The organism is Dactylosporangium cerinum (genome assembly GCF_042653625.1).
Taxonomy (GTDB): domain Bacteria; phylum Actinomycetota; class Actinomycetes; order Mycobacteriales; family Micromonosporaceae; genus Dactylosporangium; species Dactylosporangium cerinum.
The window spans coordinates 290,926-315,037 of the sequence record NZ_JBHSIU010000131.1 but is presented as its reverse complement, the minus strand read 5'-3'; the positions used below and the strand labels follow the sequence as shown (position 1 = coordinate 315,037).

Below are 24,112 nucleotides of genomic sequence, written 5' to 3'. Positions count from 1 at the left end.
CTTTATGAACGGGCCTTCCAGGGCATTGCGAGACGCTCCAGCAGGAGCGTGGTCAGGTAGAAGACGAGGCCGAGGGCGCAGGCGCCGACCACGAACGCCCACGCTCGGGGATACGCGGTGAACGCGGCGGCGGAGGTGATCCGCGCCCCCAGCCCGTCCTGCAGGCCGCCGAAGTACTCGGCGACGACCGCGGCGATGACGGCGAGGGAGGACGCCTGCCGCAGTCCGGTGAACACGTAGGGCAGCGCGCCGGGCAGGCGCACGAGCCGGGCGAACGTCCAGCTGCCCGCCGCGTAGCTGGCCATCAGTTCCCGGTGCGTGGGGTCGACCTCGCGCAGCCCGCGCAGCGTGTTGATGAACACCGGGAAGAACGCGATGATCCCGGCCACGACCCGCCGGGGCAGGCTGCTGGTGGAGTCGAACATGTTGTTGAGGATCGGGGCGAGCGCGATGATCGGCAGCGCGTTGACGACCGCGGCGTAGGGCACCGCGACGTCGCTGAGCAGCTTCGACCGGCTGGTGGCCAGGGCCGCGAGGACCGCGACGACGGTGCCGCCGATGAGCCCGACGAGCGCGTTGGCACCGCTGGCGAGGGCCGCGTCGACGACGTTGTCGCGCTGCTCGACCAGTTGCGCCCAGATCGCCGACGGCGCCGGCAGGATGAACGGCGCGATCCGCCCGGCGGTGACGATGAGTTCCCACAGCGCGATCGCGACGACGCCGACGAGCACCGGGGGCACGACCGACCTGACGTACCTCATGCCCGCAGCGCTTTCCGCACCTCGGTCACGTGTTCGAAGTAGGCCGGGGACTGCCGGGCCGCCTCGTCGCGGCCGGGCAGGTCGATGTCGATCGTCGCGGTGATCCGGCCCGGGCGGGCGGACATGACGACGACCTTGTCGGACAGGAACACCGCCTCGGAGATCGAGTGCGTGACGAACACCGTGCTGGTGCCGGTCTTGGCGCAGATCTGCAGCAGCTCGCCCTGCAACCGCTCCCTCGTCATCTCGTCGAGGGCACCGAACGGTTCGTCCATCAGCAGCAGCGGCGGGTGCACGGCCAGGGCACGGGCGATCGCCACGCGCTGCTGCATCCCGCCGGACAGCTGGGCCGGATAGTGCCCGGCGAAGTCGGCCAGGCCGACCAGCGCCAGCATCTCCTCGGCCTTCTGTTTCCGGGCCGCCCGCGGCGTTTTGCGCAGCTCCAGGGGCAGTTCGACGTTGCGGCGCACGGTCCGCCACTCGAACAGGCCGGCCTGCTGGAAGGCGATGCCGTACTCCTGGTCGCGCCGGGCCTGCGCGGCCGGTTTCCCGGCGACGGTGACGGTGCCCGAGGTAGGATCAATGAGGTCGGCGATGAGGCGCAGCAGGGTGCTCTTGCCACACCCCGACGGCCCGATCAGCGACACGAACTGTCCACTGTCGACGGTGAGGTCCACGTCGGACAGTGCGGTCACCTCGTCGGGGCGGCCGGCGTTGAAAACCTTGCTGACACCGGAAATCTCGACCGCGGTCATACGACGTTCACCTCGACCCTACGGCGATGACGCATGAGGGGGAGCTCGAGCAGGCTGACGACGCCAGCGACGACGAGGCCGAGGACGGCGGCGCCGAGCATGGCGGTGTAGACCTTCGCGGGGTCAGAGGTGGCCTCCCGGGAGTACTCGATGACGAGCCGGCCGATCCCGCCCCGGGTGCCGGTGGAGATCTCGCCGACGACCGCGCCGACGACCGCGGCCGCGCCGGCGAGGCGCAGCGCGGGGAACAGGAACGGCAGCGCGGCGGGGAGCCGCAGCTTGCCGTAGGTGCGCCACCAGCCGGCCGCGTAGGAGCGCATCAGCTCCACCCCCGCGGCGCTCGGTGACTGCAGGCCGCGCAGCAGCCCGACGGCGACGGGGAAGAACGCGAGGTAGGCGGCGATGACCGCGACCGTCATCCAGTCCTGCCACGGGTAGGGTCCGAACGACAGCGCCCCGCTCCAGCCCGCGACGAGCGGGGCGAGGGCGACGAGCGGCACCGTCTGCGACAGCACCACGTAGGGCAGCAGCCCCCGTTCGACGACCCGGAACCGCTGCATGAGGGTCGCCAGGACGAAGCCGATGGCCGTGCCGACGACGAAACCGACGGCCGTGACACCCAACGTGAACAGGCACGCGTCGAAGACCACCTGCCACACGGGCCGGCCGCCGGTGAGCTCCGGCCTGCCGAGCCGCTGCGCGACCGTCCACAGGTGCGGCATCGACAGGTCGTCGGCGCGGGGCAGGACCTTCACCCCGAGGACCGCGGTGCCCTCGGGGTTGCCGACCGCCTTGTACCCCTCCCACAACAGGGCGAAGACGATCAACCCCCCGAGGGCACCGAGGACCCGTTTCATCGGGTAACGGCCGGGATGATGTGCTCGCCGTACGCCCGCAACGTCGACTCCTTGGCGTCGTGCTGCAGGTACACTGCGAACTGGTCGACGCCGAGGTCCTTGAGCTCGGCGAGACGCTTGAGGTGCTCCTCGACCGGGCCCAGGATGCAGAACCGGTCGACGATCTCGTCGGGCACGAAGTCGGTGTGCGTGTTGCCGGCCCGGCCGTGCTCGGCGTAGTCGTAGCCCTTGCGGCCCTTGATGTAGTCGGTCAGGACGGTCGGGACCGCGCCGTCGCTGCCATACCGCTCGACGATGTCGGCGATGTGGTTGCCGACCATCCCGCCGAACCACCGGGTCTGTTCCCGCTGGTGCGGCACGTCGTCGCCGACGTACGCCGGCGCGGCCACGCAGAACTTGATCGCGGCCGGGTCGCGGCCCGCCCTCTCCGCCGCGTCCCGGACCGCCTTGATCATCCAGGCGGCGATGTCGGGGTCGGCGAGCTGCAGGATGTACCCGTCGCCGACCTCGCCGGTCAGGGCGAGGGCCTTCGGCCCGTACGCGGCCACCCACACCTCGAGGCGGCTGTCCGGGGCCCACGCGAACTGCAGGTCCTTCTCCCGCAGGCGGACCGGCCGGCCGTTGCCGAGCTCCCGGACCACCTGCACGCACTCGCGCAGCTCGGCGAGGGTCTGCGGCCGGGAGCCGAGGACCCTGACCGCGGAGTCGCCGCGGCCGATGCCGCAGATGGTCCGGTTGCCGTACATCTCGTTGAGCGTGGCGAACAACGACGCCGTCACGGTCCAGTCGCGGGTGCCGGGGTTGGTCACCATCGGCCCGACAATGATCCGCTCGGTGTCGGCGAGGATCTTGCTGTAGATGACGAACGGCTCCTGCCACAGCACGTGCGAGTCGAACGTCCACACGTGGCTGAACCCGGCCGCCTCGGCCTGCTTCGCCAGCTCGACGGTCTGGGTCGCGGGCGGGTCGCACTGCAGCACCACGCCAATGTCCATTGTGGTCACCGCCTTTCGTTCATGTGGCTACCGCACCTTCGGGAAGCCCAGGTCGACCTCGGACGTGGCCGGGTCCGGCCAGCGGGAGGTGACGACCTTGCTACGGGTGTAGAACTGGATCCCTTCGGGGCCGTACATGTGCAGGTCGCCGAAGAGCGAGGACTTCCAGCCGCCGAAGCTGTAGTAGGCGACGGGGACGGGCACCGGCACGTTGACGCCGACCATGCCGCAGACGACGTCGTACTGGAACTGCCGGGCGGCGCCGCCGTCGCGGGTGAAGATGGCGGTGCCGTTGCCGTACTCACTGTCGTTCACGAGCTTCAGGGCCTCGTCGTAGCTGTCCACGCGGACGACCGACAGGACCGGGCCGAAGATCTCGTCCTTGTACAGGGCCTCATCGACGCTGACCTTGTCCACCAGCGACGCGCCGAGGAAGAAGCCCGGGCCGCTGCTGACGGGCGCCTCACGGCCGTCGACCACGACCTCGGCAGTGGTCGCGGCCAGGTAGCCGGCGACCTTGTCGCGGTGCTCGCGGGTGATGAGCGGGCCCATCTCCGCGGACGGGTCGCTGGCCGGGCCGACCGCGATCCGGCCGATCCGCTCGCTGATCGCCGCGACGAGCGGGTCGGCGACAGAGCCGACGGCGACGACGACGGAGATCGCCATGCACCGCTCCCCCGCCGAGCCGTACCCGGCGGACACGGCCGCGTCGGCGGCGGCGTTGATGTCGGCGTCGGGCAGCACCACCATGTGGTTCTTCGCGCCGCCGAGCGCCTGGACCCGCTTGCCCGCCTTCGTGCCCGCCTCGTAGACCGCCTTGGCGATCGGGGTCGAGCCGACGAAGCTCAACGCCTGCACGTCGGGGTGGTTGATGAGGGTCTCGACGGCCACCCGGTCGCCCTGCACGACGTTGAACACGCCGTCGGGCAGGCCCGCCTGCCGCAGCAGGTCCGCCAGGAGCAGCGAGACCGACGGGTCCTTCTCACTCGGTTTGAGCACGAACGTGTTGCCGCAGACGAGCGCGTTGGCGAACATCCACATCGGCACCATCGCCGGGAAGTTGAACGGGGTGATCCCGGCGACGACACCCAGGGGCTGGCGGATCGAGTACACGTCGACGCCGCTGGACGCCTGTTCGCTGTAACCGCCCTTGAGCAGGTGCGGGGCGCCGGTGGCGAACTCGATGTTCTCCAGGCCGCGGGCCAGCTCACCGCCGGCGTCGGCTTCGGTCTTGCCGTGCTCCTTGCTGACCAGCGATGCGATCTCCTTGCGGTTCGCGTCGACGAGCTCCCGGAAGCGGAACATCACCTCGGCGCGGCGGGACAGCGACGCGGCCCGCCACGCGGGGAACGCGGCTTTCGCGCTGGCGACCGCTCGGTCGGTCTCCTCTTTTGTCGCGGCGACCACGTATGCCTGCTGCTCGCCGGTCGCCGGGTCCCAGACCGGCAACTGACGGCCGCTGGTGCCGCTGACAGCGGCACCGTCGAGCCAATGCTTGATCTCACGCATGATGTGTTGCCTCTTCAGATCAGGTAGTCGGAGAGTCCGCGGCGGACGAACTGCCCATGGCCCTTGGCGCCGTGGTACGCACCGTCCTTCACCAGGACCCGGCCGCGGGAGATGACGGTGTCGACCTTGCCGGCGATCTCGTAGCCTTCCCAGGCGGAGTGGTCCATGTTCATGTGGTGCGTCTCGACGCCGATGCGGGTGCGGGCCGCCGGGTCGTAGAGGACGATGTCGGCGTCGGACCCGGGCGCGATGATGCCCTTCTTCGGGTACAGGCCGAACATCCGCGCGGGCGTGGTGGCGATCGTCTCGACCCACCGGCCGAGGCTGAGCTTGCCGTCGACGACCCCCTGGTAGAGCAGGTCGACGCGGTGCTCGACGCTGCCGATGCCGTTGGGGATCTTCGAGAAGTCGCCGATGCCGAGCTCCTTCTGGTCCTTGAAGCAGAAGGGGCAGTGGTCGGTGGACACGACCGACAGGTCGTTGCTGCGCAGGCCCTTCCAAAGGTCGGCGCGGTGCGTCTCGTGCTTGCTGCGCAGCGGCGTCGAGCAGACCCACTTGGCGCCCTCGAAGCCGGGCGCGCCGAGCTGGTCCTCGAGCGTCAGGTACAGGTACTGCGGGCAGGTCTCGGCGAACACGTTGCGGCCGAGGTCGCGGGCGGCGGCGACCTGCTCCAGGGCCTTGCTCGCGGACAGGTGCACGATGTAGAGCGGGCAGTCGGCGGCGACGCCGGCCAGCCAGATCGCGCGGCTGGTGGCCTCCGCCTCCAGGGCCTCGGGGCGGGTGAGGCCGTGGTGGATCGGGTCGGTCTCACCCCGCTCCAGGGCCTGCTTGACGAGCACGTCGATGGCCGGCCCGTTCTCCGCGTGCATCATGATCATGGCGCCGTTGTCGCGGGCCTTCTGCATCGCGCGCAGGATCTGGCCGTCGTCGCTGTAGAAGACGCCGGGGTACGCCATGAACAGCTTGAAGCTCGTGATCCCCTCGTCGGTGACGAGCGTGTCCATGGCCTTGAGCGACTCGTCGTCGACCCCGCCGAGGATCATGTGGAACGCGTAGTCGACGTGACAGTTGCCGTCGGCCTTGCCGTGCCACGCGGCGAGCCCGTCCTGCACCACCTCACCGGTGCGCTGCACGGCGAAGTCGATGATGGTCGTCGTGCCGCCCCAGGCGGCGGCGCGGGTGCCGGTGTCGAACGTGTCGCTGGCGAACGTGCCGCCGAACGGCAGCTCCATGTGGGTGTGCGCGTCGACGCCGCCGGGGATGACGTACTTGCCGGTCGCGTCGATCGTCTCGAAGTCGCCCTCCTGCGGCCCCTGATCGGGCGCGAAGATCGCCGACACCTGCTCCCCGACGACGAGCACGTCGGCCTGGTACGGACCGGTGGGACCGACCACGGTCCCGCCCTTGATGAGAATCATGGCTGCACCAGGTCCCCGTACGCGTCGGGACGGCGGTCCCGGTAGAACTGCCATCGGTCCCGTACCTCGGCCAGGAGGCCCAGGTCGAGGTCGCGGACGATCAGCTCCGGGTTGTGCGCGTCGCCGACCTCGCCGACGAACTTGCCCTCCGGGTCCACGAAGTAGCTCGTGCCGTAGAAGTCGTTGTCGCCGAGGTCCTCGATGCCGGTGCGGTTGATCGCGCCGATGAAGTACTCGTTGGCCACGGCGCTGGCCGGCTGCTCCAGCTGCCACAGGTACGCCGACAGGCCGCGGCTGGTCGCCGACGGGTTGAACACGATCTGCGCGCCGTTGAGGCCGAGCGCCCGCCAGCCCTCCGGGAAGTGCCGGTCGTAGCAGATGTAGACGCCGACCTTGCCGACCGCCGTGTCGAAGACGGGGTAACCGAGGTTTCCGGGGCGGAAGTAGAACTTCTCCCAGAAGCCTTTGACCTGAGGGATGTGGTTCTTGCGGTACTTACCGAGGTACCGGCCGTCCGCGTCCACGACGGCGGCGGTGTTGTACAGGACGCCGGGCTGCTCCTGCTCGTACATCGGCAACACCATCACCAGGCCCAGCTCTGCGGCCAGGGCCTGGAACCGTTCGGTGGTGGGGCCGGGGATGGACTCGGCGTACTCGTAGTAGGCCTTGTCCTGCACCTGGCAGAAGTACGGCCCGTAGAACAGCTCTTGGAAGCAGATCACCTTCGCGCCCTGCGCCGCGGCCTGCCGCGCATAGTCCTCGTGCGCCTTGATCATCGATTCCTTGTCGCCCGTCCAGCTGGTCTGGACGATGGCGGCCCGGATGACATCTGCCATGGCTGCCCCTCTCTGGGCTTTTGGCGGGTGTTGGGCTTCTACGGCTTTTGGCGCCTACGGCGTTGACCTTGTGTCGGGTCGGATGCCGTAGGACACTAACGACACAAATCTAGGCGGACAATGGTCCAAGCGTTACAGAATGTTTCGGAGATGTAATTTGCTCGCGCTCATCGCCGGGGCGGTCGACGACCGCAGCGCCCGCGGAATCGCCGCTGCCGTCAGCCGCCTGGTGACGGCCGGGACGCTGCCCGCCGGCTCCCGCCTGCCCACCGTGCGGGACGTCGCGCGCGAGCTCGGGATCAGCCCCACCACCGTGTCCGAGGCGTGGCGCAGCCTGGCGCGCGCCGGCGCGATCCAGACCCGGGGCCGCTCCGGCACATTCGTCGCCACGCCGTCCCTACCCCGCCAGCGCCTGCGATATGCGCAGCTCGGCGGCCGCGTGGGTGAGCTCGGCTCGGGCCTCGTCCACGACTATTCGACCGGTGTACCCGACTACGACCTGCTGCCGTCGCTCACTTCCGCGCTGCGCCGGATCGGCGACGCGCGACTGACCACCAGCTACCTCGACGGGGCCGTGCTGCCGTCGCTGGAGAGCGTGCTGCGGGCCCGCTGGCCGTTCCCGCCCGATCAGCTCACGGTCGTGGACGGCGCCATGGACGCGCTCGACCGGATCACCGGGTGCGTGGTCCGCTTCGGCGACCACGTCCTCGTCGAGAACCCGGCGTTCCCGCCGATGCTGGACCTCCTCGAAGCCGTCGGCGCCACGGTCGTCGGCGTCGCCATCGACGAGCACGGGATGCGCCCCGACGCGCTCGCCTCCGCGCTCGCTTCGTGTGAACCCGTCGCGGTGTACCTGCAACCCCGCGCCCACAACCCGACCGGCGCGAGCATGACCCAGGCCCGCGCCGACAAGCTCGCCCGCGTCCTGGCCCGCCACCCCGCGGTGACCGTCATCGAGGACGACCACGCCGGCGACATCGCCACCGCGGCGCCGGTCAGCCTGGGCCGCCGCCTGCCCGACCGGACCGTGCACGTGCTGAGCTTCTCCAAGAGCCACGGCCCCGACCTGCGCCTCGCCGCGATCGGCGGCCCCGCCGACGTGGTCACCGCCGTCACCGACCGCCGCCTGCTCGGCCCCGGCTGGTCCAGCCGCCTGCTGCAGGCAGTCCTCGTCGAGCTCCTCACCGATCCGTCCACAGTGGACCAGATCGCGCACGCCCGCGACGAGTACGCCCGCCGCCGCACCCTCCTCCTCGACGCCCTCGACACCCGCGGCGTGACCGCGACCGCCGCCGACGGGATCAACCTCTGGATGGCGGTGGCCAACCAGCAGGTGGCAATGTTGACCCTGGCCGCGCACGGGATCGCGGTCGCACCCGGCGCCCCGTTCGAGGTGAGCCACCTGGACAGCGACCACGTCCGCATCACCGCCGGCCTGGTCCGCGACGGCTTCGACGAACTGGCCGACGTGCTGGCGGAGGCGGCGGGCGCGGCAGCCCGCGGCAGCGGGCCCCGCACCGCCAACCACCCCCGCGGCTGGCGCTGAGCTCTGCTCTAATCAGCGCATGCTGAGCCTGCCCGCGCCAGGAACCCCGTTCCACCGCCTCGCTCGCACTGCCACGCACCGCTGGTGGCGACCGATCGTCGGCACGATCACCCCCGCGCCGGCCCCCGCGGCGGCGCCGGCACCCGTCTAACCGGTACGGCCCGGACCTGTTCGGCGATCGCGAGTTCCTCGTCGGTCGGGATCACGCAGACCGCCACGGGGGCGTCGTCCGGGGAGATGAGCGGGGCGTGGGCCGCGTTGCGGGCCGGGTCGATCGTGATGCCCCAGCCGTCGAGGCCGGCGAGAGCGGCCTCGCGGACCGGGGCGGCGTGCTCGCCCACGCCGGCGGTGAACACGATCGCGTCGAGGCGACCGAGCACGGCGTGGTAGGCGCCGACGTACTTGCGGATGCGGTGGCAGTACACGTCGAAGGCGAGCGACGCATCGGAGTCCCCGGCGGCGCGGCGTTCCAGGACGGTGCGCATGTCGTTGGCGCCGGCGAGCCCGCGCAGGCCGCCGTGGCGTTGCAGCTGCTCCTCGGCAGCGGCGAAGTCGAGGCCGGCGGCGCGGTGCAGGTAGCTCAGGACGGCCGGGTCGACGTCGCCGGAGCGGGTGCCCATGACGAGACCTTCGAGCGGGGTGAGGCCCATCGACGTCTCGACGCTGCGGCCGCCCTGGATCGCGGTGGCGCTGGCGCCGTTGCCGAGGTGCAGCACGATGAGGTTCAGCTCGGCGAGCGGGCGGCCGAGCAGGTCGGCGGTGCGGCGGGAGACGATGTCGCAGGAGGTGCCGTGGAAGCCGTACCGGCGGATCCCGTGGCGTGCGGCGAGGTCACGGTCGAGGGCGTACGTGCTGGCAGAAGGCGGCAGGGACGCGTGGAACGCGGTGTCGAACACGGCCACGTGGGGCACGCCGGGCAGCGCCGCGCGAGCCGCCTCGATGCCGGCGATGCCGCCCGGGTTGTGCAGCGGCGCGAGCGGGGTCAGCTCCCGCAGGACCGCCAGCATCGCGTCGTCGACCACGGCCGGCGCGGTGAAGGTGGCGCCGCCGTGCACGATCCGGTGCCCGACGGCGGTGATGCCGGCGGCGTCCAGGCCGCCGAGGATCTGGTCGAGCGCCGCCGCATGGTCCGGCACCCCACCGGGCTCGCCGATCCGCTCCACCGAACCGCGGTCCCCGGCCGTGGGGTCGGCGAGGTCGACGACCCGGAACTTCACCGACGAGGAGCCACTGTTGAGCACGAGGATCATGCCAGGCAGACTAACGCGGTGGCTCGCATCGTGTACCTGGTCGAACACGGACCCGGATCCGGCAAGTCCGCCGTCGCGCTCGGTCTGGCCGAGCTGCTGTCGCGGAAGGTCCCCGGGATCGGCGTGTTCCGCCCGTTCGTCGACGGTGCGGCACCGGACCCGACGTTGTCGCTGCTGCGCTCGCGGTACCACATCCCGAACGACGGTCACGAGCCCTTCGGAGTGACGGCGGCGGAGGCGGCCGGGATGCTGTCCGCTGGTGACGGCGAAGGCCTGGTCGGGCGGATCGTGGAGCGGTTCCGGCCGATCGCGCGCGACTATGACGCCGTGGTGGTCATCGGCAGCGACCTCGACGACGAGCAGTCGCCGACGCTCGCCCTCAACGCCCGGCTGGCCAACGAGTTCGGCGCGGTCGTGGTCGCCGTCGTCAACGGCGCCGACCTGGACGCCGACACGGTCGGATCGGTGGCGCGGCAGGCGTACCACGCGCTGGTCGAACTCGACGCGACCGTCGCCGCGGTCGTGGTCAACAAGTCCGCCGAGCAGCCGCCGAAGCTGCCGGTGCCCTGTTACACGATCCCCAACGTGCCGACGGTCGCGGCGCCGACGGTCGCGGAGGTGGCCGCGGCGTTGGGTGCCACGGTGCTCAGCGCCGGGCCCGCCTCCCTCGAGCGGGACGTGCTCGACTACGTCGTCGGCGCGGCGCAGGTCCCGGCGCTGCTGTCCCACCTGACCGACAACTGCCTGCTCATCACCCCCGGCGACCGGGCCGACCTGCTCGTCGCCGCGGCGGCCGCGCACGCCTCGGGGACCGTGCCGCTCGCCGGGATCGTGCTGACCCTGGGCATCGCCCCGGACCCGGCGGCGCTGGCGCTGTTCGAGCGGTTGAACACCGGTCTCGCGGTGTTGTCGGTGCCGACGGCAAGCTACGACACGATCGCGGCCTCGACGCGTATGGAGCACCGGCTGGGGCCGGACAACCCGCGGAAGGTGGCGGCGGCGCTCGGGGCGTTCGAGTCGCACGTGGACACGGCGGCGCTCGCCGACGCGCTGGAGCTGACGGCGTCGACGCGGGTCACGCCGCTGATGTTCGAGTACGACCTGATCGACCGCGCCCGGGCGGCGCGGAAGCACCTCGTCCTGCCGGAGGGGACGGAGGAACGGATCCTGCGGGCGGCGGACATCCTGCTGCGGCGGGGCGTGGCAGCGTTGACGTTGCTGGGCGATCCTGCGGTGATCGCCGCGAAGGCGCGGGACCTTGGGCTGGACATTTCGGATGCTTCGGTCATCGACCCGGCCACTTCTCCGCTGCTGGAGCGGTTCGCTCCGATTTACGCGGAATTACGGGCACATAAGGGTGTGACACTGGATTTGGCCCGGGATGTGGTACGGGACGTCTCGTACTTCGGCACGATGATGGTCCATCTGGGTCTCGCCGACGGCATGGTCTCCGGCGCGACGCACACCACGGCGGCCACCATCCGTCCCGCGTTCGAGATCATCAAGACGGTGCCGGGCCTGGGCGTCGCCTCCAGCGTCTTCTTCATGCTGCTGCCCGACCGGGTCCTGGTGTACGGCGACTGCGCCGTCAACCCGGACCCCGACGCCGAGCAGCTCGCCGACATCGCGCTGTCCTCCGCCACGACGGCGGCCCAGTTCGGCATCACGGCCCGGGTGGCGATGCTGTCGTACTCGACCGGGACCTCCGGCACCGGTGCCGACGTGACGAAGGTGGCCTCGGCGACCTCGCTCGTGCGCGCCCGCCGCCCTTCGCTGCCGGTGGAGGGTCCGATCCAGTACGACGCCGCCGTCGACCCCTCGGTGGCCGCCACCAAGCTGCCCGGCAGCGCCGTCGCCGGTCAGGCCACCGTCTTCGTGTTCCCGGACCTGAACACGGGCAACAACACGTACAAGGCGGTGCAGCGCTCGGCGGGCGCGGTCGCAGTCGGACCCGTCATGCAGGGCCTGCGCAAACCCGTCAACGACCTGTCCCGCGGCGCGACCGTGAAGGACATCGTCAACACCGTCGCCATCACCGCTATCCAGGCTCAGGGTTTTTTGTCAGACCCGTCGGGCACGATGGAGGAATGACGGCGAAACTCACCTCGGTGGTCCTCGACTCCCCCGACCCGCAGGCCCTCGCCCGGTTCTACTCCGAGCTGCTCGACCTGCCGGTCACCCGCGTCGACGGGGACTGGGTCGACATCGGCGACGGCACCACGAAGCTCAGCTTCCAGCACGCCCCTGAATACCGGCCGCCGCTGTGGCCCGACCCCAACTTCCCGCAGCAGATCCACCTCGACATCCAGGTCGACGACATCGACGCCACGGAGTCCAAGGTGTTACGGCTGGGCGCGACCCTGTTGTCGACCAAGGAGGCCGGCTTCCGGGTGTACAGCGACCCGTCCGGACACCCGTTCTGCCTCTGCTACGACTGAGCGGTGGCTCACGGATTCGTCAGCGGCTTGGTCGGGCAGCCGTGCTCCTGCTGCCACTTGCCGACTTCGGCGACCGGTGACTTCTCCTTGCCCGCCTTCCACGCGTCCAGGTAGGACCACGGCCAGATCGCACCGCGCCGGGTCCACCAGTCGCCGGTCTTCTGGCACACCGGCGACAGGCCGAAGTGGATGTGGCAGGCGCTGGCGTCGCCGGTCTCGCCGACCTTCGCGACCGGCTGGCCCGCCCTGACGACGGTGCCCGCCTCAATGCCCGCGTCGATCGTGGAGAAATGCGACATGTAGTACCGCACCCCGTCCCCGCCGAGGATCGACACCGACAGCCCACCGCGGGTCGCCCCGTCGTTGACCTTCGCCTTCCACGTGTCGGTCCGCGTCACCTCAAGGACCGTGCCGTCGACCGGCGACACCGCCGTCAACCCGCACGCCGCGATGATGTCACTGGCCGGGTAGTCGTGGTGGGTCCGGCTGTAGGACGCCTTGCCCTGCAGCGGGAACGCGTGCTTGACCGCCTGCCCGCCGGGTGCCGCAGCCCCGTTGTCCGCCCCTCCGGCCCCAGCCGACGCGCTGCCGGCGGCAGAGGGCGGAAGCCCCGACGCACCCTCGGCGACCTGCCGCCCTGGCGACGGGGCCTTGGTGGTCGAGGTGCTGGTCGGGGCAGAGTCGCCGCCACAGCCAGCGGCGCCGAGCGCCACCAGCACGGCGACACCGGCAAGCCTGGTGCGCAGCGCAAACATCGCCCGCCACACTACGCCGTCCCGACAAACCCCCGCACGACACCGCCCCACCTGCCTCCTGCCGTCACCCGCCGCCTCACCGGTCTGCGACGCCGGCCGGCCACCGTCACCCGCCCACGGCAACCGCTGCCCACCACCTCCCCGGCCACTCGTCCCCGACTCCGCGCCCGATCCAGCAGCGCCGATGCCCAGATCAGCCGCAGTTCCGGTCAGTGGCGGGCCGGTCCCGGTCGGCGGTGGGGCGGTCCACGTCAGTAGCGGGCGGCGTACGTGGTTGGGGGCTCGCCGAACATGGCGGCGAAGTCCCTGCTCAGGTGGGCCTGATCGACGTAGCCGAGGTCGGCGGCGAGGCCGGCCCAGTCGACCGGGGCGCCCGGAGCGGCGGCGAGGGTGTCGGTCACCTCCTGCAGGCGGAAGCGGCGCAGCAGCCACTTCGGGCTCGCCCCCACGTGGTCGGCGAACAGGCGTTGGAGGCGGCGGACGTTCACCCCGCACAGGGCGGCCAGGTCGTCGACGCGGCGCACATCAGGGGTGGCGGACGCGCACTCGACCCAGGCCGCGACCTCATCGCCCACCGGGTCGGCGGAGACCCGGTCCGCAAGGAAGACGTCGACGGCATCAGCCCCCGCAGCGAACGGACCCGACCCCACAATCCCCGCGGCGGGCGGGCCGGACACTGAAATCCCGGCAGCGGGCAGGTCGGACACCAACCCTGTAGCGGGCGGGCCGGGCACTGAAATCCCGGCAATGGGCGGGTCGGAGCCGACGATCGTGGGCAGGTCGGGGCCGAAGATGTCGATGGCGGGGACGGTGCGGTTGGTCAGGGTGGTGGCCGGGGCGTTGAGGAAGCGGCGGAACGTCCCGGGCCGGAACGCAACGCCGAGCACGCCCCCGGCGCCGGACAGGACGCGGTGGAAGTAGCGGCGGTGGACGCCGCGCAGCAGGGGTGGGCCGTCGGTGGGGAACGTCAGGTGGACGCTCGGCGTGGGTGGGAGCAACTGCCGGTACGGGGCCTGGCCGCGCAGGTCCCAGGTCGCCCACCAGTACCGGCTGACGACGCCGGCGAGGGGTGGGGACGGTGGGGCTGAGCCGTGCTGCTGGAATGCCGACCACGCGCCGGACAGTTCCCTCGGGTCGCGCACGAGGATCCACGGTAGCCGTCGCGTTTGTCCAAGACCGGGTGCGGTGCCGGCCGTACCGTCGGGGCGATGGACGGACATCTGCTCATCGGTACCGCTGCCGCTGTGACCTTGAAGGTTGTGGACGGGGTCGGTTCGCTCGACACACCGACGCCGTGTGCGGGCTGGGACGTGCGGGCCCTGGTCAATCATCTGCTGCACTGGGGGCCGGCGTTGACCGCGGCGGCCACGAAGGAGGCGCTCGACCCGGGGGCGGAGATCGACCGCACCGGCGGCGACTGGCGGGACCTGCTCCGGGCGCAGGTCGAGGAGACCGCCGCGGCGTGGGGTGCGCCGGCGGCATGGGAGGGCGTCACATGGATGGGCGGGCCGATGGAGCTGCCCGCGGACCTCGTCGGGGGCATGGTGCTGGGTGAGCTGGTGCTGCACGGCTGGGATCTGGCCCGCGCCGGCGGCCTGCACCCGCACTGGGACGACGCGCTGGTGCTGCGGGTGCACGACGAGGTCGCCCGTTCCGCCGACATGGGTCGCCAGATGGGTGTGTACGCCGCCGAGGTGCCCGTGCCGGCAACCGCTCCGCCCCTGGCCAGGGTGCTCGGCCTCAGCGGCCGTGACCCGGACTGGACCCCCTGAGCGGAACGGTTACGGCGCGGCTGCCTCCGGGGAGACAGAAGCAGAAGCAGACGGCGAGGCGGAGGCGGACGGCGAGGCGGACGGGGACGCCGAGGTCGACGGCGACGCGGACGCCGAAGGAGAAGCAGACGCCGACGCGGACGGGGAAGCGGACGCCGAGGTCGACGGGCGGGTCGAGCTCGGGCGGGTCGTCGGCCGGCGGGTGGTCGGCTGGGTCTGCGGGGTGGTCGTCGCCACGGGTGGCGGCGGCGCCGGCGCGGTCGTGACGACCGGGAGGGGACTCGCGGCGGCGGTCGCGGTCTGCACCGTCCCGCTCGCCGGAGGTCCTCCCTCCGCCTGCGGCTGGCCGATGGCGGCGACCGCGGCGAGGGACACGATCCCGGCGACGACGGAGCCGACGGCGGCCCGGATCGCCCAGCGCCGGCCGCCGCTCTTTGCCGGCTCGACAAGACGAGCGGGCCGGGCGGGGCGGGCGGAGCGCAGGTCCACGAGGGTCACGTCGTTGAGGTGCGCGCTGGTCCGGGTGTGCGCACCGAACGGCAGCCTGGACAGCACGATGCGGGTGTGCGCGGCCGAGCGGGCGCCGAGCTGCGTGGCGGGACGGATCCACGGCCGGTGCGCGGCGATGCGGGCCGTGCCGTCCAGGGCGGCGGAGCCGGCGCGGCGCAGGCGCATCGGCGGGAAGGCCCGCGGCAGCACTGACGGGCGGCGTACCAACGGGCCAGGGAGGTCCTCGGTGGGCGCGGACAGCGTGTACCAGGCGGGCAGGTCGACACGGGTGCCGGCGATGCGGGCGAAGGCCAGGGCGGCCTCGTCGCTGCCGGGGCGCAGGACCGCGTCGGGGTGCAGGCACCGGGCGATGAGGGCGGCCAGATCGGCGGGTGCGACCAGCTCGGGTGACCCGGCGGCGGTCCCGGCCGGGGCCGACCCGGTGAGGGCGGCCCGCAGGAGGCTGCCCAGTGCGTAGACGTCGAGGCTGACGTCGTGCGGGTCGGCGCCGCGGCGGTCGGTGAAGCCGAACACCTTCGCGCCGACGTCGGTGATGGCGACCTTCGCCGGGGTGAGGGCGCCGTGGGTGACCCACTGGCCGTGCGCGTGGGCGAGGGCGGCGCCGATCTCCGCGCCGATCTGGGCGACCTCGTCGGGGGTGAGGGGTCCGTGGCGGAGCCGGTCGGCGACGGTGTCGCCCTCGACGAACTCCATCACCACGTATGGCACGTCGCCGCGCTCGGGCAGCTCGACGACCCCGACGTCGTAGACGGCGGCGACGTTGGCGTGGGTGAGCCGGGCGGCGGCGCGGCCCTCGGCCAGGAACGAATCGGCGAGTGGGGCGCGGTCGGCGCGCAGCAGGCGGACCGCCACCTGGCGACGCAGGAGCTCGTCGTGGCCCTGCCAGACCTCGCTGGTGGTGCCCGCACCGATCAGCCGCTCGAGCCGATACCGGCGTTGCAGCATCATCGCGACCGGAGGTTCCTTACTGCTCGCCCAGTGGTCCGGACTCAAGTATGCGCACCTGGGAGCGTTGCGTCCGGCAATGAGATCAGACCGTTGCCATATCCAGGCGAATCATGACATCAGGGTAGGTCGGGCCGGGGCCAAGATCTCACCCGGAGGGTCTGCGACGGCGGGCTCTGGCGGTCGGCGGGACGTCGGTGAGCTCCTCGACCATGGTGCAGGCGTCGGCGAGGGGGTCGTGCTCGTCGACGCGGGTGGCGAGCTTGCGGAGCAGGTCGCGGAAGACCGCCCGCTCGGGCTCGGCGAGCGCGCCCAGGACGCGGGTCTCGACGTGCTCCAGCTTGACCTGCAGCTCGCACATCGTGGCGCGGCCGGCGTCGGTGGCGACGATGCGCCGGGCGCGACGGTCGGCGGGGTCGGGACGGCGCTCGATGAGGCCGGCCTGCTCCAGGTCGTCGAGCAGGTAGGTCATGACGGTGCGGTCGACGCCGAGCTTGTTGGCCAGGGCCAGCTGGGTGCCCTCGGCGCCGGACGCGGCGGCCGCGAGGACCTGGTAGCCGCGGGGGCCGCCGGGGACGCCGGCGATGACGTGACCCGCGCCCTTGGCGTAGGCACGCAGCACGACGCCCAGCGCCCAGCCGAGGTCGGACTGGAGTTCGTCGCGTACCTCCGGCGCCTGCGTCATGCCGCAATGATAAGCGGCTCACTCACTCTTGCGGGAAGATGTTCTGCTGTGCAGACTATCTGCGTAACAGCCGAACTACGTGGGGGTACCACACCATGCATCTGTTCCGTCTCGACGCGAGCATCCGCACCACCGGATCGGTGAGCCGCGCGCTCGCGGACACCGCCGAGCAGGCCTGGCTCGCAGAGCACCACGACGCCGTCGTCACCCGGCGCGACCTCGGGGCTCAGCCGCTGCCCGCGGACGCGTGGACCGCCCTCGCCCGCGCCGCCGTCGACCCGGCCGCGCCGCCTGCCGACGAGGCGCGCCAGCTCGTCGACCGCCTCGGCGCGGAACTGCTCGGCGCCGATGCCTTCCTGTTCGCCGTGCCGCTGTACAACTGGAACCTCCCGGCACAGGTCAAGGCCTGGATCGACCTGATCGTGATGCACCCCCGCCTCGGCCTGCAGGGTGACCAGCCCCTCGCGGGCAAGCCCGCGGTGCTCGCGCTGAGCCGGGGCGGCGGCTACGGGCCCGGCACGCCGAAGGAGGGCTGGGACCACGTCACGCCGTACCTGCGCCGGATCCTGGGCGAGGTCTTCGGCCTCGACCTGCACATCGCCGAGGCGGAGCTGACCCTGGCGGACGTGACGCCGGCGATGGCGCCGCTGCGGGGCCTCGCCGCCGAGTCGCTGAAGGCAGGGCACGCGAAGGCGGCCGAGCACGGCCTGCGGGTCGCCGAGCTGATCAGGTCCTGAAACACGCGCTAGATCGGCGGCAGGTTGCCCGTGACCTCGATGGCAGTGGCGATCAGCGACTGCAGCCGGGCGGTGAGGGCGAGCAGCAACTGGTGGGCGGCCGGGCCGGAGTGCGCGGCCGCCTCCCGCAGCGTGTCCAGGTCGACCTGGAGCTGGCTCAGCTGGCCCGGCAGGTCGCCCTTGCCGGGCCCGAGTGCCCCGGCCATGTCGGCGAGGCTGACCCCGTTGGCCTCCAGGGCCCTGATCGCCGCGATGCGGTCGATGCAGTCCGTGCTGTAGAGCCGGAAGTTGCCGGCGGTGCGCTCAGCAGCCTCGATGAGTCCGAGCCCGGTGTAGAAGTCCACCGTGCGGGTGGACACGCCCGCGAGGTTCGCGAGCTCCCCGATCCGCAGCAGTCTCGACACCCTCCAACCCTACAGTCCTGCGTGTTAGTCTCCGCGAATGGTCTTCAAGAGCCTGAAGCGCGCACTCGGTGTTGGTGGCCCGACCGTGGACACCGTCCTTGACGGACCCGACGTCCAGCCGGGTGGTTACGTGTCAGGCCAGGTCCGTTTCGCCGGCGGCGACCACGAGGTCGAGGTCGAGCGGATCACCGTGGCGCTGCAGACCCGCGTCGAGGTCGAGGGCGCCGACAGCGAATACGACGCGACCGTGGAGTTCCAGCGGCAGCAGCTGACCGGCGGCTTCCGGCTCGGACCCGGCCAGCAGCACGCGGTGCCGTTCCAGCTGCCGGTGCCGTGGGAGACCCCGATCACGCACATGTACGGCCAGCGCCTGCACGGCATGACCATGGGCGTGCGCACCGAACTCGAGGTGGCCCGCGCGATCGACAAGGGCGACCTGGACGCGATCAACGTGCACCCGCTGCCGGTGCAGGGCGCCATCCTCGACGCGTTCGGACAGCTCGGCTTCCGGTTCAAGGGCGCCGACCTGGAGCGCGGCCAGATCCACGGGGTGCACCAGACGCTGCCGTTCTACCAGGAGATCGAGTTCTACGCCGCGCACCAGTACGCGAGCCGCATCAACGAGGTCGAGGTCACCTTCGTGACCGACCAGCACGGCACGCAGGTGATCCTGGAGTTCGACAAGCGCGGCGGTTTCATCTCCGAGGGACACGACGCGATCAACCGGTTCCAGATCGGACATGCGCAGGCCGCGGGCGTCAACTGGCCCTCACAGGTCGAGGGTTGGGTCCGGCAGGCGACGGAACGACGGGGCTGGCATTTCTGAAAGCAAGGCACCTCCCGGTACCGTTAGCGGCACATCAAAGTTGACCGTCGGACACGGGAGGCCCGGGCATGCGAGAGCTCGTCGTCGTTGGTGTGCGGGCTCAGACCTGGCAGAGCCGTCCGATGGTGCTGCTCAAGGACGAGCAGACCGGCCGCCACCTGCAGTTCGCGGTCGAAGGTGGACCGCGTGACCTGGTCGAGCCGGTCAGTGCCGAGCTGTTTCAGCGGGCGCTGACGGCCCTGCGCGCCCCGCTGCGTGCGATCGAGGTCGTCGCCGCGCACGGACCGTTCCAGCTCGTGCTCGGCGACGGCATCCGGGTGCCGGCCGCCCCGCTGGAGGCGATCGCCCTGGCCCGCCACTGGGGCGTGCCGATCGTGACCAGCGAGGAACTCCTCTCCCAGGCCTCCGTCGCCGCCCCCGAGGGTGCGACGCAGCCGCTCGACCTGACCGCGCACATGGAGAAGCTGCCGTCCGGCCGGGCGACCCTGCTGATCCGCAAGGGTGCCGAGGCCGGCGCCGAGTTCGCGCTCGACGGCGACATCTGCCGCTGCGGCCGCGACTCCGCCAACCAGATCGTCCTGGACGACAACACGGTGTCCCGCAAGCACGTCGAGTTCCACCGCAACCCGAGCGGCTTCGGCTACTCGACGCTGGACCTGGGCAGCCTGAACGGCACCTACGTCAACGGCGAGCGGGTCAAGAGCGCCACGCTCAAGGACGGCGACGAGGTCCAGGTCGGCAAGTTCACGCTGTCCTACCAGCTGCGCTGACCCGGACCTGGCATCCGCTCACCACGCTGACGGGTTGTAGTCCTTCAGGAAGCAGCCGTAGAGGTCCTCGCCCTGCTCGCCGCGGACGATCGGGTCGTAGACCCGGGCCGCGCCGTCGGTGAGGTCGAGCGGGGCGTGGAAGCCCTCCTCGTGCAGCCGCATCTTCGTCGGATGCGGGCGCTCGTCGGTGATCCAGCCGGTGTCGACCGCGGTCATCAGGATGCCCTCGGTGAGCATCTCCTCGGCGCTGGTCCGCGTGAGCATGTTCAGCGCGGCCTTCGCCATGTTGGTGTGCGGGTGGCCGGGCCCCTTGTACCTGCGGCTGAACTGGCCTTCCATGGCGGACACGTTGACCACGTACTTGCGGCGGGCCGGCGCCGCGGCGAGGGCCGGACGCAGTCTGCTGACCAGGATGAACGGCGCGGTGACGTTGCAGAGCTGGACCTCGAGCAGCTCCAGGGGGTCGACCTCGTGCACCCGCTGGGTCCAGCTGTTGATCGAGGCGAGGTCGGGCACCAGCCCGCCGGCGTCGATGGCCGTGAGCGCGGCGATCCGCTCCGGGGTGGCCGACCCGGTGGTCAGGGCGAGCGCGGCGAGGGCGTGCGGCGGAATGATCCCCGTCGCGTCCGGCGGGCCGGCCTCGAGGGTCAGCTCGGCGTGCGGGTCCGCCTTGTGGAACGTCAGCATCTCCGGCACCGGCCCGTCCAGCTCGACCGGGACCGACTCGGCGGCGACCAGGTGCGCGTAGGAGCCGGCCGCCCGCTTGACCGTCTGCGCCGCGTTGTTGATCAGGATGTCGAGGGTGCCCTGCGCGGCGACCTCGTCGGCGAGCGCGACGACCTGGGCGGGGTCGCGCAGGTCGATGCCGATGATCCGCAGCCGGTGGATCCAGTCGGCGCTGTCAGGCATCGCGGCGAAGCGGCGCACGGCGTCGTTGGGGAACCGGGTGGTGATCGTCGTGTGGGCGCCGTCACGCAGCAGCCGCAGCGCGATGTACATGCCGATCTTCGCCCGCCCGCCGGTGAGCAGGGCGCGCCGGCCGGTCAGGTCGGTGCGGGCGTCGCGGCGCTGCCGGTTGAGCCTGGCGCAGGACGGGCAGAGCTGGTGGTAGAAGGCGTCGACGTCGACGTAGCGGTCCTTGCACGTGTAGCAGGACCTGGCCCGCTGCAGGCGGCCCGCGGTCGCGCCGATAGTGGGCGACACCAGCGCGATGCCCTGCGTCTCGTCGTCGATGCGGCCGGGCGCCCCGGTCGCGGTGGCGGCGGTGACGGTGCGGTCGGCCTCGGTGATGGCGGCCCGGCGGTCGCTGCGCCGTTGCCGTTTGACGCTCTTGTACAGGTGTGACGTCGCCCTGCGCACCCGCACCACGTCGGGGTGGTCCGGTGGCAGGTCGTCGAGTTCCTCGAAGACCGCGAGGCAGATCGCCAGCCGCTCGGGATCGACGCCGGGGCCGAACGGCACGCCGTCGCTGTCGAGAGCACCGGCAGCGCTGTCAGCACCGGCAGCGCTGTCAGCAGCGTCCGACGGGGGCGGGTCGACCCTGGGGGCAGGGGCGGAGGTGAGAGTGGGGTCGTGCGGAGTCACCCCGGAACTGTACGCGAAACGCCGAACGGGTCCGGGTGGCGCCGTTGCCGCCCCGGACCCGCCGCTGCCGCGACGTCCACCGTCCCCCGTTGTTCTGCCGGTGGGCGCCGCGCTGCTTTCGACACTAGTCAGTAAACTCGATTTTCCGGTTATTTCGGACAAATCCGTTCATCGCCGCTCGAACGTGTCTTGCCAGGGGTACCAACAACGGCGCGGCAAGCATGATGACCAGCGGAGACAGCAGGAACCCGATTCTCGGGCCCGTGGTCGCGTCGAGGATGGCACCGTCCAGCGCCGCACCGGTCGCCGCGCCGACCGAGAACGCGGTCGCCACCCACGCGAACGCCTCCGCCGCGGTGCCCGCCGGGGCGATCCGGTCGACCGTGACGAACGTCGCGGCCAGGAACGGCGGCAGGAACAGGCCCGACACCACCGCGAGGAGCAGCAGCAGGGCGGGCTCCGACGGGGTGAGCAGCAACGGCACGAACGCCAGACCGAGGCACATCGCGAGCAGCGGCAGCCGCCGCCCGTCGACCTTCACCCGGGTGTTGATCAGGCCGCCGATGAGCGCGCCGGTCGCCTGCGCCGCCAGGATCCAGCTCGACCAGCCCCGGCTGCCGACCGACTCGGCGTAGTCGATCACGGCGACGGGCAGGCTCCCCACCCCGGTGCCGACGAGGATGACCGCGACGAGGAGCAGCCGCAGCCGCCCCGAGCGCAGCGCGCCGGCCCAGTGCCGCTCGGCGTGCTCGCCCCGCCAGCCGCGCACGACGGGCGTGCTGACGAACCAGAGCGTCCCGAGCAGCTGCAGGCCGGCGGTCACGTAGAGCCCGGCGACCGGGCCGCCGAGCGTGACGGAGGCGCCGGCGACCAGCGGGCCGAAGATGAAGATGAGCTCCTGCACCGCGATGTCCAGGGTGTACGCGGTGGGCACCTGCTCCTCGTCCAGCAGCGTCCGCCACAGCACCCGCAGCCCCGCCTCGAACGGTGGCGCGCCGAGCCCGGCCAGAAGCACGGCGAGCAGCGCCGCCCAGAACGGCACCCCGGAGGCGAGCAGCAGGAAACCGGCGGTGGACACGGCGGCGCCGGCAAGCATCACCGGCGGCTGCCGCAGCCGGTCCGCGACCCGGGCGAGGACCGGCCCGCCGACCGCGATCCCGGCCGTGTACACCCCGACGAGCGCCCCGGCCGCACCGATCGACATCGTCTCGCGGGCGAACAGCAGCAGCGCGACGGGCGCGGCGCCGAGCGGCAGCCGGCCGAGGGTACTGGCCGCGAGGACCCGGGCGACCTGAGCGGTCCGCAGCACGACGGTGAGCATGGCAGCGATCATGCTGGGCGGGCGTGGACCATGTCGACACGGGTACGGGCAGCGTGACGCTCATGACCTGACGACCTGGAGGCGAAGATGGCACCACACATCGTGGTGGTCGGTGGCGGGTTCGCGGGGTTCCACGCGGCCCGGCGGCTGGCGCGGATGTCCCGCGGCAACGCCCGGATCACGCTGCTCAACCCGACGGACTACTTCCTGTACCTGCCGCTGCTGCCGGAGGTGGCGGCCGGCGTGCTGGAGCCCCGCCGGGTGACGGTGTCGCTACCGGCGGCGCTGCCCGGGGTCCGGCTGGTGCTCGGCGAGGCGGAGCACGTCGACCCGGACCGGGCCGAGGTCCGCTACCGCGACCCGGACGGCCGCGTCCGGTACCTCGGCTACGACCGGGTCGTGGTCGCCGCCGGCAGCGTCAACAAGCTGCTGCCGATCCCGGGGCTCGCCGAGCACGCGCACGGGTTCCGCGGCATCCCGGAGGCGCTGTACCTGCGCGACCACCTGGTCCGGCAGGTCGAGCTGGCGGCCGAGACCGACGACCCGGCGGAGCGCGCGGCCCGGCTGACGTTCGTCGTGGTCGGCGCCGGCTACACCGGCACGGAGGTCGCCGCACACTGCCAGCTCGCCGTCCGCGACCTGCTGCGCCACCAGCCGGCGCTGATCGGGGAGCAGGTCCGCTGGCTGCTGCTGGACACCGCGCCGCGGGTGCTGCCGGAGCTGTCGCCGCGGCTGTCCCGCACCGCGGAGCAGGTGCTGCGCGAACGCGGCGTCGAGGTGCTCGCCGGCTGCTCGGTGGCCGAGGCCCTGGCCGACCGGGTCCGCCTCACCGACGGCCGCGAGCTGCCGACCCGCACGCTCATCTGGTGCGTCGGCGTGCGGCCGGACCCGCTGATCGAGGATCTGGAGCTGCGCACCGAGCAGGGCCGGCTCGTCGTCGACGAGTACCTGACGGTGCCCGGATACCCGGAGGTGTTCGCCTGCGGCGACGCGGCCGCCGTGCCCGACCTGACCCGTCCGGGTCGGCTGACCCCGATGACGGCGCAGCATGCGGTGCGGCAGGGCGCGCTCGTCGCACACAACATCGCCGCGTCGTTCGGGATCGGGCGGCGGCGCCGGTACAAGCACCGGGACCTGGGATTCCTGGTCGACCTCGGCGGCACCGACGCGGCCGCGAACCCGCTGCGCCTGCCGCTGTCCGGGCTGCCGGCCAAGGCGGTCACCCGGGCGTACCACCTGATCTCGCTGCCCGGCAACCGCCGCCGGGTGGTCGCCGACTGGATCCTGGACGCCGTGGCCGGCCGGCCCGCGGTCGAGCTCGGCCTCGTCCCCGGCGCGCACGTGCCGCTGGACGCGGCCACGCCGGAACGCGTGTCGCTTAACGCCGCCATAAATACGCGTTAGGCGGGATTTGCAAATCGCAGAAGGGCTCGTTAAG

23 protein-coding genes are annotated in these 24,112 nt (G+C 71.8%); 8 read left to right on the top strand and 15 right to left on the bottom strand.

The window, feature by feature from the left end:
• Positions 1-2: 2 nt before the first annotated feature.
• Genes ACFPIJ_RS63560 through ACFPIJ_RS63530 form a run of 7 tightly spaced genes read right to left on the bottom strand, consistent with a single transcriptional unit; the run spans position 3 to position 7,131 of the window.
• Positions 3-761 (bottom strand): ABC transporter permease, encoded by a 759-nt coding sequence (locus tag ACFPIJ_RS63560; protein WP_380129272.1) that lies wholly within the window; start codon positions 759-761, stop codon positions 3-5.
• Entirely contained in the window at positions 758-1,516 is a 759-nt protein-coding gene (locus tag ACFPIJ_RS63555) for an ABC transporter ATP-binding protein (protein WP_380129271.1), read from the bottom strand. The genes ACFPIJ_RS63560 and ACFPIJ_RS63555 overlap by 4 nt, the downstream gene beginning before the upstream one ends.
• Entirely contained in the window at positions 1,513-2,373 is an 861-nt protein-coding gene (locus tag ACFPIJ_RS63550; RefSeq protein ID WP_380129270.1) for an ABC transporter permease, read from the bottom strand. The genes ACFPIJ_RS63555 and ACFPIJ_RS63550 overlap by 4 nt, the downstream gene beginning before the upstream one ends.
• Positions 2,370-3,368, bottom strand: coding sequence for a TIGR03842 family LLM class F420-dependent oxidoreductase (locus ACFPIJ_RS63545; protein WP_380129381.1), 999 nt, complete (start codon positions 3,366-3,368; stop codon positions 2,370-2,372). The genes ACFPIJ_RS63550 and ACFPIJ_RS63545 overlap by 4 nt, the downstream gene beginning before the upstream one ends.
• A gap of 27 nt (positions 3,369-3,395) precedes the next feature.
• Positions 3,396-4,877: a CoA-acylating methylmalonate-semialdehyde dehydrogenase gene (locus tag ACFPIJ_RS63540; RefSeq protein WP_380129269.1), complete on the bottom strand. Its 1,482-nt coding sequence runs from the start codon at positions 4,875-4,877 to the stop codon at positions 3,396-3,398.
• Positions 4,878-4,891: 14 nt separating this feature from the next.
• Complete coding sequence (hydA, locus tag ACFPIJ_RS63535; RefSeq protein ID WP_380129268.1) at positions 4,892-6,295, bottom strand: dihydropyrimidinase; 1,404 nt, start codon at positions 6,293-6,295, stop codon at positions 4,892-4,894.
• Positions 6,292-7,131, bottom strand: coding sequence for a nitrilase-related carbon-nitrogen hydrolase (locus tag ACFPIJ_RS63530; RefSeq protein ID WP_380129267.1), 840 nt, complete (start codon positions 7,129-7,131; stop codon positions 6,292-6,294). The genes hydA and ACFPIJ_RS63530 overlap by 4 nt, the downstream gene beginning before the upstream one ends.
• A 157-nt stretch (positions 7,132-7,288) precedes the next feature.
• On the opposite strand from ACFPIJ_RS63530, the gene ACFPIJ_RS63525 reads away from it, so the two are divergent.
• Positions 7,289-8,677 carry an aminotransferase-like domain-containing protein gene (locus tag ACFPIJ_RS63525; RefSeq protein WP_380129266.1) on the top strand — a complete coding sequence of 463 codons (1,389 nt, stop codon included), beginning with the start codon at positions 7,289-7,291 and terminating at the stop codon, positions 8,675-8,677.
• 107 nt (positions 8,678-8,784) lie between these two features.
• Here ACFPIJ_RS63525 and ACFPIJ_RS63520 read toward each other — a convergent pair whose 3' ends face one another.
• Entirely contained in the window at positions 8,785-9,927 is a 1,143-nt protein-coding gene (locus ACFPIJ_RS63520) for an acetate/propionate family kinase (protein ID WP_380129265.1), read from the bottom strand.
• A gap of 18 nt (positions 9,928-9,945) precedes the next feature.
• Here ACFPIJ_RS63520 and pta point away from each other — a divergent pair, with 18 nt between their 5' ends.
• Together pta and ACFPIJ_RS63510 are read left to right on the top strand one after the other, a co-directional pair.
• Complete coding sequence (gene pta, locus ACFPIJ_RS63515) at positions 9,946-12,018, top strand: phosphate acetyltransferase (RefSeq protein ID WP_380129264.1); 2,073 nt, start codon at positions 9,946-9,948, stop codon at positions 12,016-12,018.
• The gene (locus tag ACFPIJ_RS63510) at positions 12,015-12,365 is read left to right on the top strand and encodes a VOC family protein (RefSeq protein ID WP_380129263.1); all 351 of its coding nucleotides are present in this window, start codon (positions 12,015-12,017) and stop codon (positions 12,363-12,365) included. Before pta ends, ACFPIJ_RS63510 begins: the two co-directional genes overlap by 4 nt.
• 8 nt (positions 12,366-12,373) lie before the next feature.
• Here ACFPIJ_RS63510 and ACFPIJ_RS63505 read toward each other — a convergent pair whose 3' ends face one another.
• Entirely contained in the window at positions 12,374-13,120 is a 747-nt protein-coding gene (locus ACFPIJ_RS63505) for a M23 family metallopeptidase (RefSeq protein ID WP_380129262.1), read from the bottom strand.
• A 251-nt stretch (positions 13,121-13,371) separates the two neighbouring features.
• Complete coding sequence (locus ACFPIJ_RS63500) at positions 13,372-14,262, bottom strand: AraC family transcriptional regulator (RefSeq protein WP_380129261.1); 891 nt, start codon at positions 14,260-14,262, stop codon at positions 13,372-13,374.
• A gap of 66 nt (positions 14,263-14,328) precedes the next feature.
• Here ACFPIJ_RS63500 and ACFPIJ_RS63495 point away from each other — a divergent pair, with 66 nt between their 5' ends.
• Positions 14,329-14,892: a TIGR03086 family metal-binding protein gene (locus tag ACFPIJ_RS63495; protein ID WP_380129260.1), complete on the top strand. Its 564-nt coding sequence runs from the start codon at positions 14,329-14,331 to the stop codon at positions 14,890-14,892.
• Between the two features lie 9 nt (positions 14,893-14,901).
• Here ACFPIJ_RS63495 and ACFPIJ_RS63490 read toward each other — a convergent pair whose 3' ends face one another.
• Complete coding sequence (locus ACFPIJ_RS63490; protein WP_380129259.1) at positions 14,902-16,350, bottom strand: serine/threonine-protein kinase; 1,449 nt, start codon at positions 16,348-16,350, stop codon at positions 14,902-14,904.
• Between the two features lie 145 nt (positions 16,351-16,495).
• On the bottom strand, positions 16,496-17,032 hold the full coding sequence (locus ACFPIJ_RS63485; RefSeq protein WP_380129258.1) for a MarR family winged helix-turn-helix transcriptional regulator: 537 nt from the start codon (positions 17,030-17,032) through the stop codon (positions 16,496-16,498).
• A 95-nt stretch (positions 17,033-17,127) separates the two neighbouring features.
• Here ACFPIJ_RS63485 and ACFPIJ_RS63480 point away from each other — a divergent pair, with 95 nt between their 5' ends.
• A complete protein-coding gene (locus ACFPIJ_RS63480) occupies positions 17,128-17,769 on the top strand; it encodes an FMN-dependent NADH-azoreductase (protein ID WP_380129257.1) in 642 nt (213 codons plus the stop codon).
• Positions 17,770-17,777: 8 nt separating this feature from the next.
• Here ACFPIJ_RS63480 and ACFPIJ_RS63475 read toward each other — a convergent pair whose 3' ends face one another.
• The gene (locus ACFPIJ_RS63475) at positions 17,778-18,173 is read right to left on the bottom strand and encodes a MerR family transcriptional regulator (RefSeq protein WP_380129256.1); all 396 of its coding nucleotides are present in this window, start codon (positions 18,171-18,173) and stop codon (positions 17,778-17,780) included.
• A gap of 37 nt (positions 18,174-18,210) precedes the next feature.
• On the opposite strand from ACFPIJ_RS63475, the gene ACFPIJ_RS63470 reads away from it, so the two are divergent.
• Together ACFPIJ_RS63470 and ACFPIJ_RS63465 are read left to right on the top strand one after the other, a co-directional pair.
• Positions 18,211-18,999 carry a sporulation protein gene (locus ACFPIJ_RS63470; RefSeq protein ID WP_380129255.1) on the top strand — a complete coding sequence of 263 codons (789 nt, stop codon included), beginning with the start codon at positions 18,211-18,213 and terminating at the stop codon, positions 18,997-18,999.
• 68 nt (positions 19,000-19,067) lie between these two features.
• Complete coding sequence (locus ACFPIJ_RS63465) at positions 19,068-19,769, top strand: bifunctional nuclease domain-containing protein (RefSeq protein ID WP_380129254.1); 702 nt, start codon at positions 19,068-19,070, stop codon at positions 19,767-19,769.
• Between the two features lie 18 nt (positions 19,770-19,787).
• On the opposite strand, the gene ACFPIJ_RS63460 is transcribed toward ACFPIJ_RS63465, so the two are convergent.
• A complete protein-coding gene (locus ACFPIJ_RS63460) occupies positions 19,788-21,230 on the bottom strand; it encodes an SDR family NAD(P)-dependent oxidoreductase (protein ID WP_380129380.1) in 1,443 nt (480 codons plus the stop codon).
• A gap of 247 nt (positions 21,231-21,477) precedes the next feature.
• Positions 21,478-22,674: an MFS transporter gene (locus tag ACFPIJ_RS63455; RefSeq protein ID WP_380129253.1), complete on the bottom strand. Its 1,197-nt coding sequence runs from the start codon at positions 22,672-22,674 to the stop codon at positions 21,478-21,480.
• An 87-nt stretch (positions 22,675-22,761) separates the two neighbouring features.
• Between ACFPIJ_RS63455 and ACFPIJ_RS63450 the strand changes: the two genes are divergently transcribed.
• Positions 22,762-24,078, top strand: a complete 1,317-nt coding sequence (locus ACFPIJ_RS63450) for an NAD(P)/FAD-dependent oxidoreductase (protein ID WP_380129252.1) — start codon at positions 22,762-22,764, stop codon at positions 24,076-24,078.
• The last annotated feature ends 34 nt before the right edge of the window (positions 24,079-24,112 follow it).

What these genes read in the sequence shown, in the direction of transcription:
- ACFPIJ_RS63560 (WP_380129272.1), bottom strand. Translation starts at nt 761, where the DNA reads ATGAGGTACGTCAGGTCGGTCGTGCCCCCGGTGCTCGTCGGCGTCGTC.
- ACFPIJ_RS63555 (WP_380129271.1), bottom strand. Translation starts at nt 1,516, where the DNA reads ATGACCGCGGTCGAGATTTCCGGTGTCAGCAAGGTTTTCAACGCCGGC.
- ACFPIJ_RS63550 (WP_380129270.1), bottom strand. Translation starts at nt 2,373, where the DNA reads ATGAAACGGGTCCTCGGTGCCCTCGGGGGGTTGATCGTCTTCGCCCTG.
- ACFPIJ_RS63545 (WP_380129381.1), bottom strand. Translation starts at nt 3,368, where the DNA reads ATGGACATTGGCGTGGTGCTGCAGTGCGACCCGCCCGCGACCCAGACC.
- ACFPIJ_RS63540 (WP_380129269.1), bottom strand. Translation starts at nt 4,877, where the DNA reads ATGCGTGAGATCAAGCATTGGCTCGACGGTGCCGCTGTCAGCGGCACC.
- hydA (WP_380129268.1), bottom strand. Translation starts at nt 6,295, where the DNA reads ATGATTCTCATCAAGGGCGGGACCGTGGTCGGTCCCACCGGTCCGTAC.
- ACFPIJ_RS63530 (WP_380129267.1), bottom strand. Translation starts at nt 7,131, where the DNA reads ATGGCAGATGTCATCCGGGCCGCCATCGTCCAGACCAGCTGGACGGGC.
- ACFPIJ_RS63520 (WP_380129265.1), bottom strand. Translation starts at nt 9,927, where the DNA reads ATGATCCTCGTGCTCAACAGTGGCTCCTCGTCGGTGAAGTTCCGGGTC.
- ACFPIJ_RS63510 (WP_380129263.1), top strand. Translation starts at nt 12,015, where the DNA reads ATGACGGCGAAACTCACCTCGGTGGTCCTCGACTCCCCCGACCCGCAG.
- ACFPIJ_RS63505 (WP_380129262.1), bottom strand. Translation starts at nt 13,120, where the DNA reads ATGTTTGCGCTGCGCACCAGGCTTGCCGGTGTCGCCGTGCTGGTGGCG.
- ACFPIJ_RS63495 (WP_380129260.1), top strand. Translation starts at nt 14,329, where the DNA reads ATGGACGGACATCTGCTCATCGGTACCGCTGCCGCTGTGACCTTGAAG.
- ACFPIJ_RS63490 (WP_380129259.1), bottom strand. Translation starts at nt 16,350, where the DNA reads ATGATGCTGCAACGCCGGTATCGGCTCGAGCGGCTGATCGGTGCGGGC.
- ACFPIJ_RS63485 (WP_380129258.1), bottom strand. Translation starts at nt 17,032, where the DNA reads ATGACGCAGGCGCCGGAGGTACGCGACGAACTCCAGTCCGACCTCGGC.
- ACFPIJ_RS63480 (WP_380129257.1), top strand. Translation starts at nt 17,128, where the DNA reads ATGCATCTGTTCCGTCTCGACGCGAGCATCCGCACCACCGGATCGGTG.
- ACFPIJ_RS63470 (WP_380129255.1), top strand. Translation starts at nt 18,211, where the DNA reads ATGGTCTTCAAGAGCCTGAAGCGCGCACTCGGTGTTGGTGGCCCGACC.
- ACFPIJ_RS63465 (WP_380129254.1), top strand. Translation starts at nt 19,068, where the DNA reads ATGCGAGAGCTCGTCGTCGTTGGTGTGCGGGCTCAGACCTGGCAGAGC.
- ACFPIJ_RS63455 (WP_380129253.1), bottom strand. Translation starts at nt 22,674, where the DNA reads ATGCTCACCGTCGTGCTGCGGACCGCTCAGGTCGCCCGGGTCCTCGCG.
- ACFPIJ_RS63450 (WP_380129252.1), top strand. Translation starts at nt 22,762, where the DNA reads ATGGCACCACACATCGTGGTGGTCGGTGGCGGGTTCGCGGGGTTCCAC.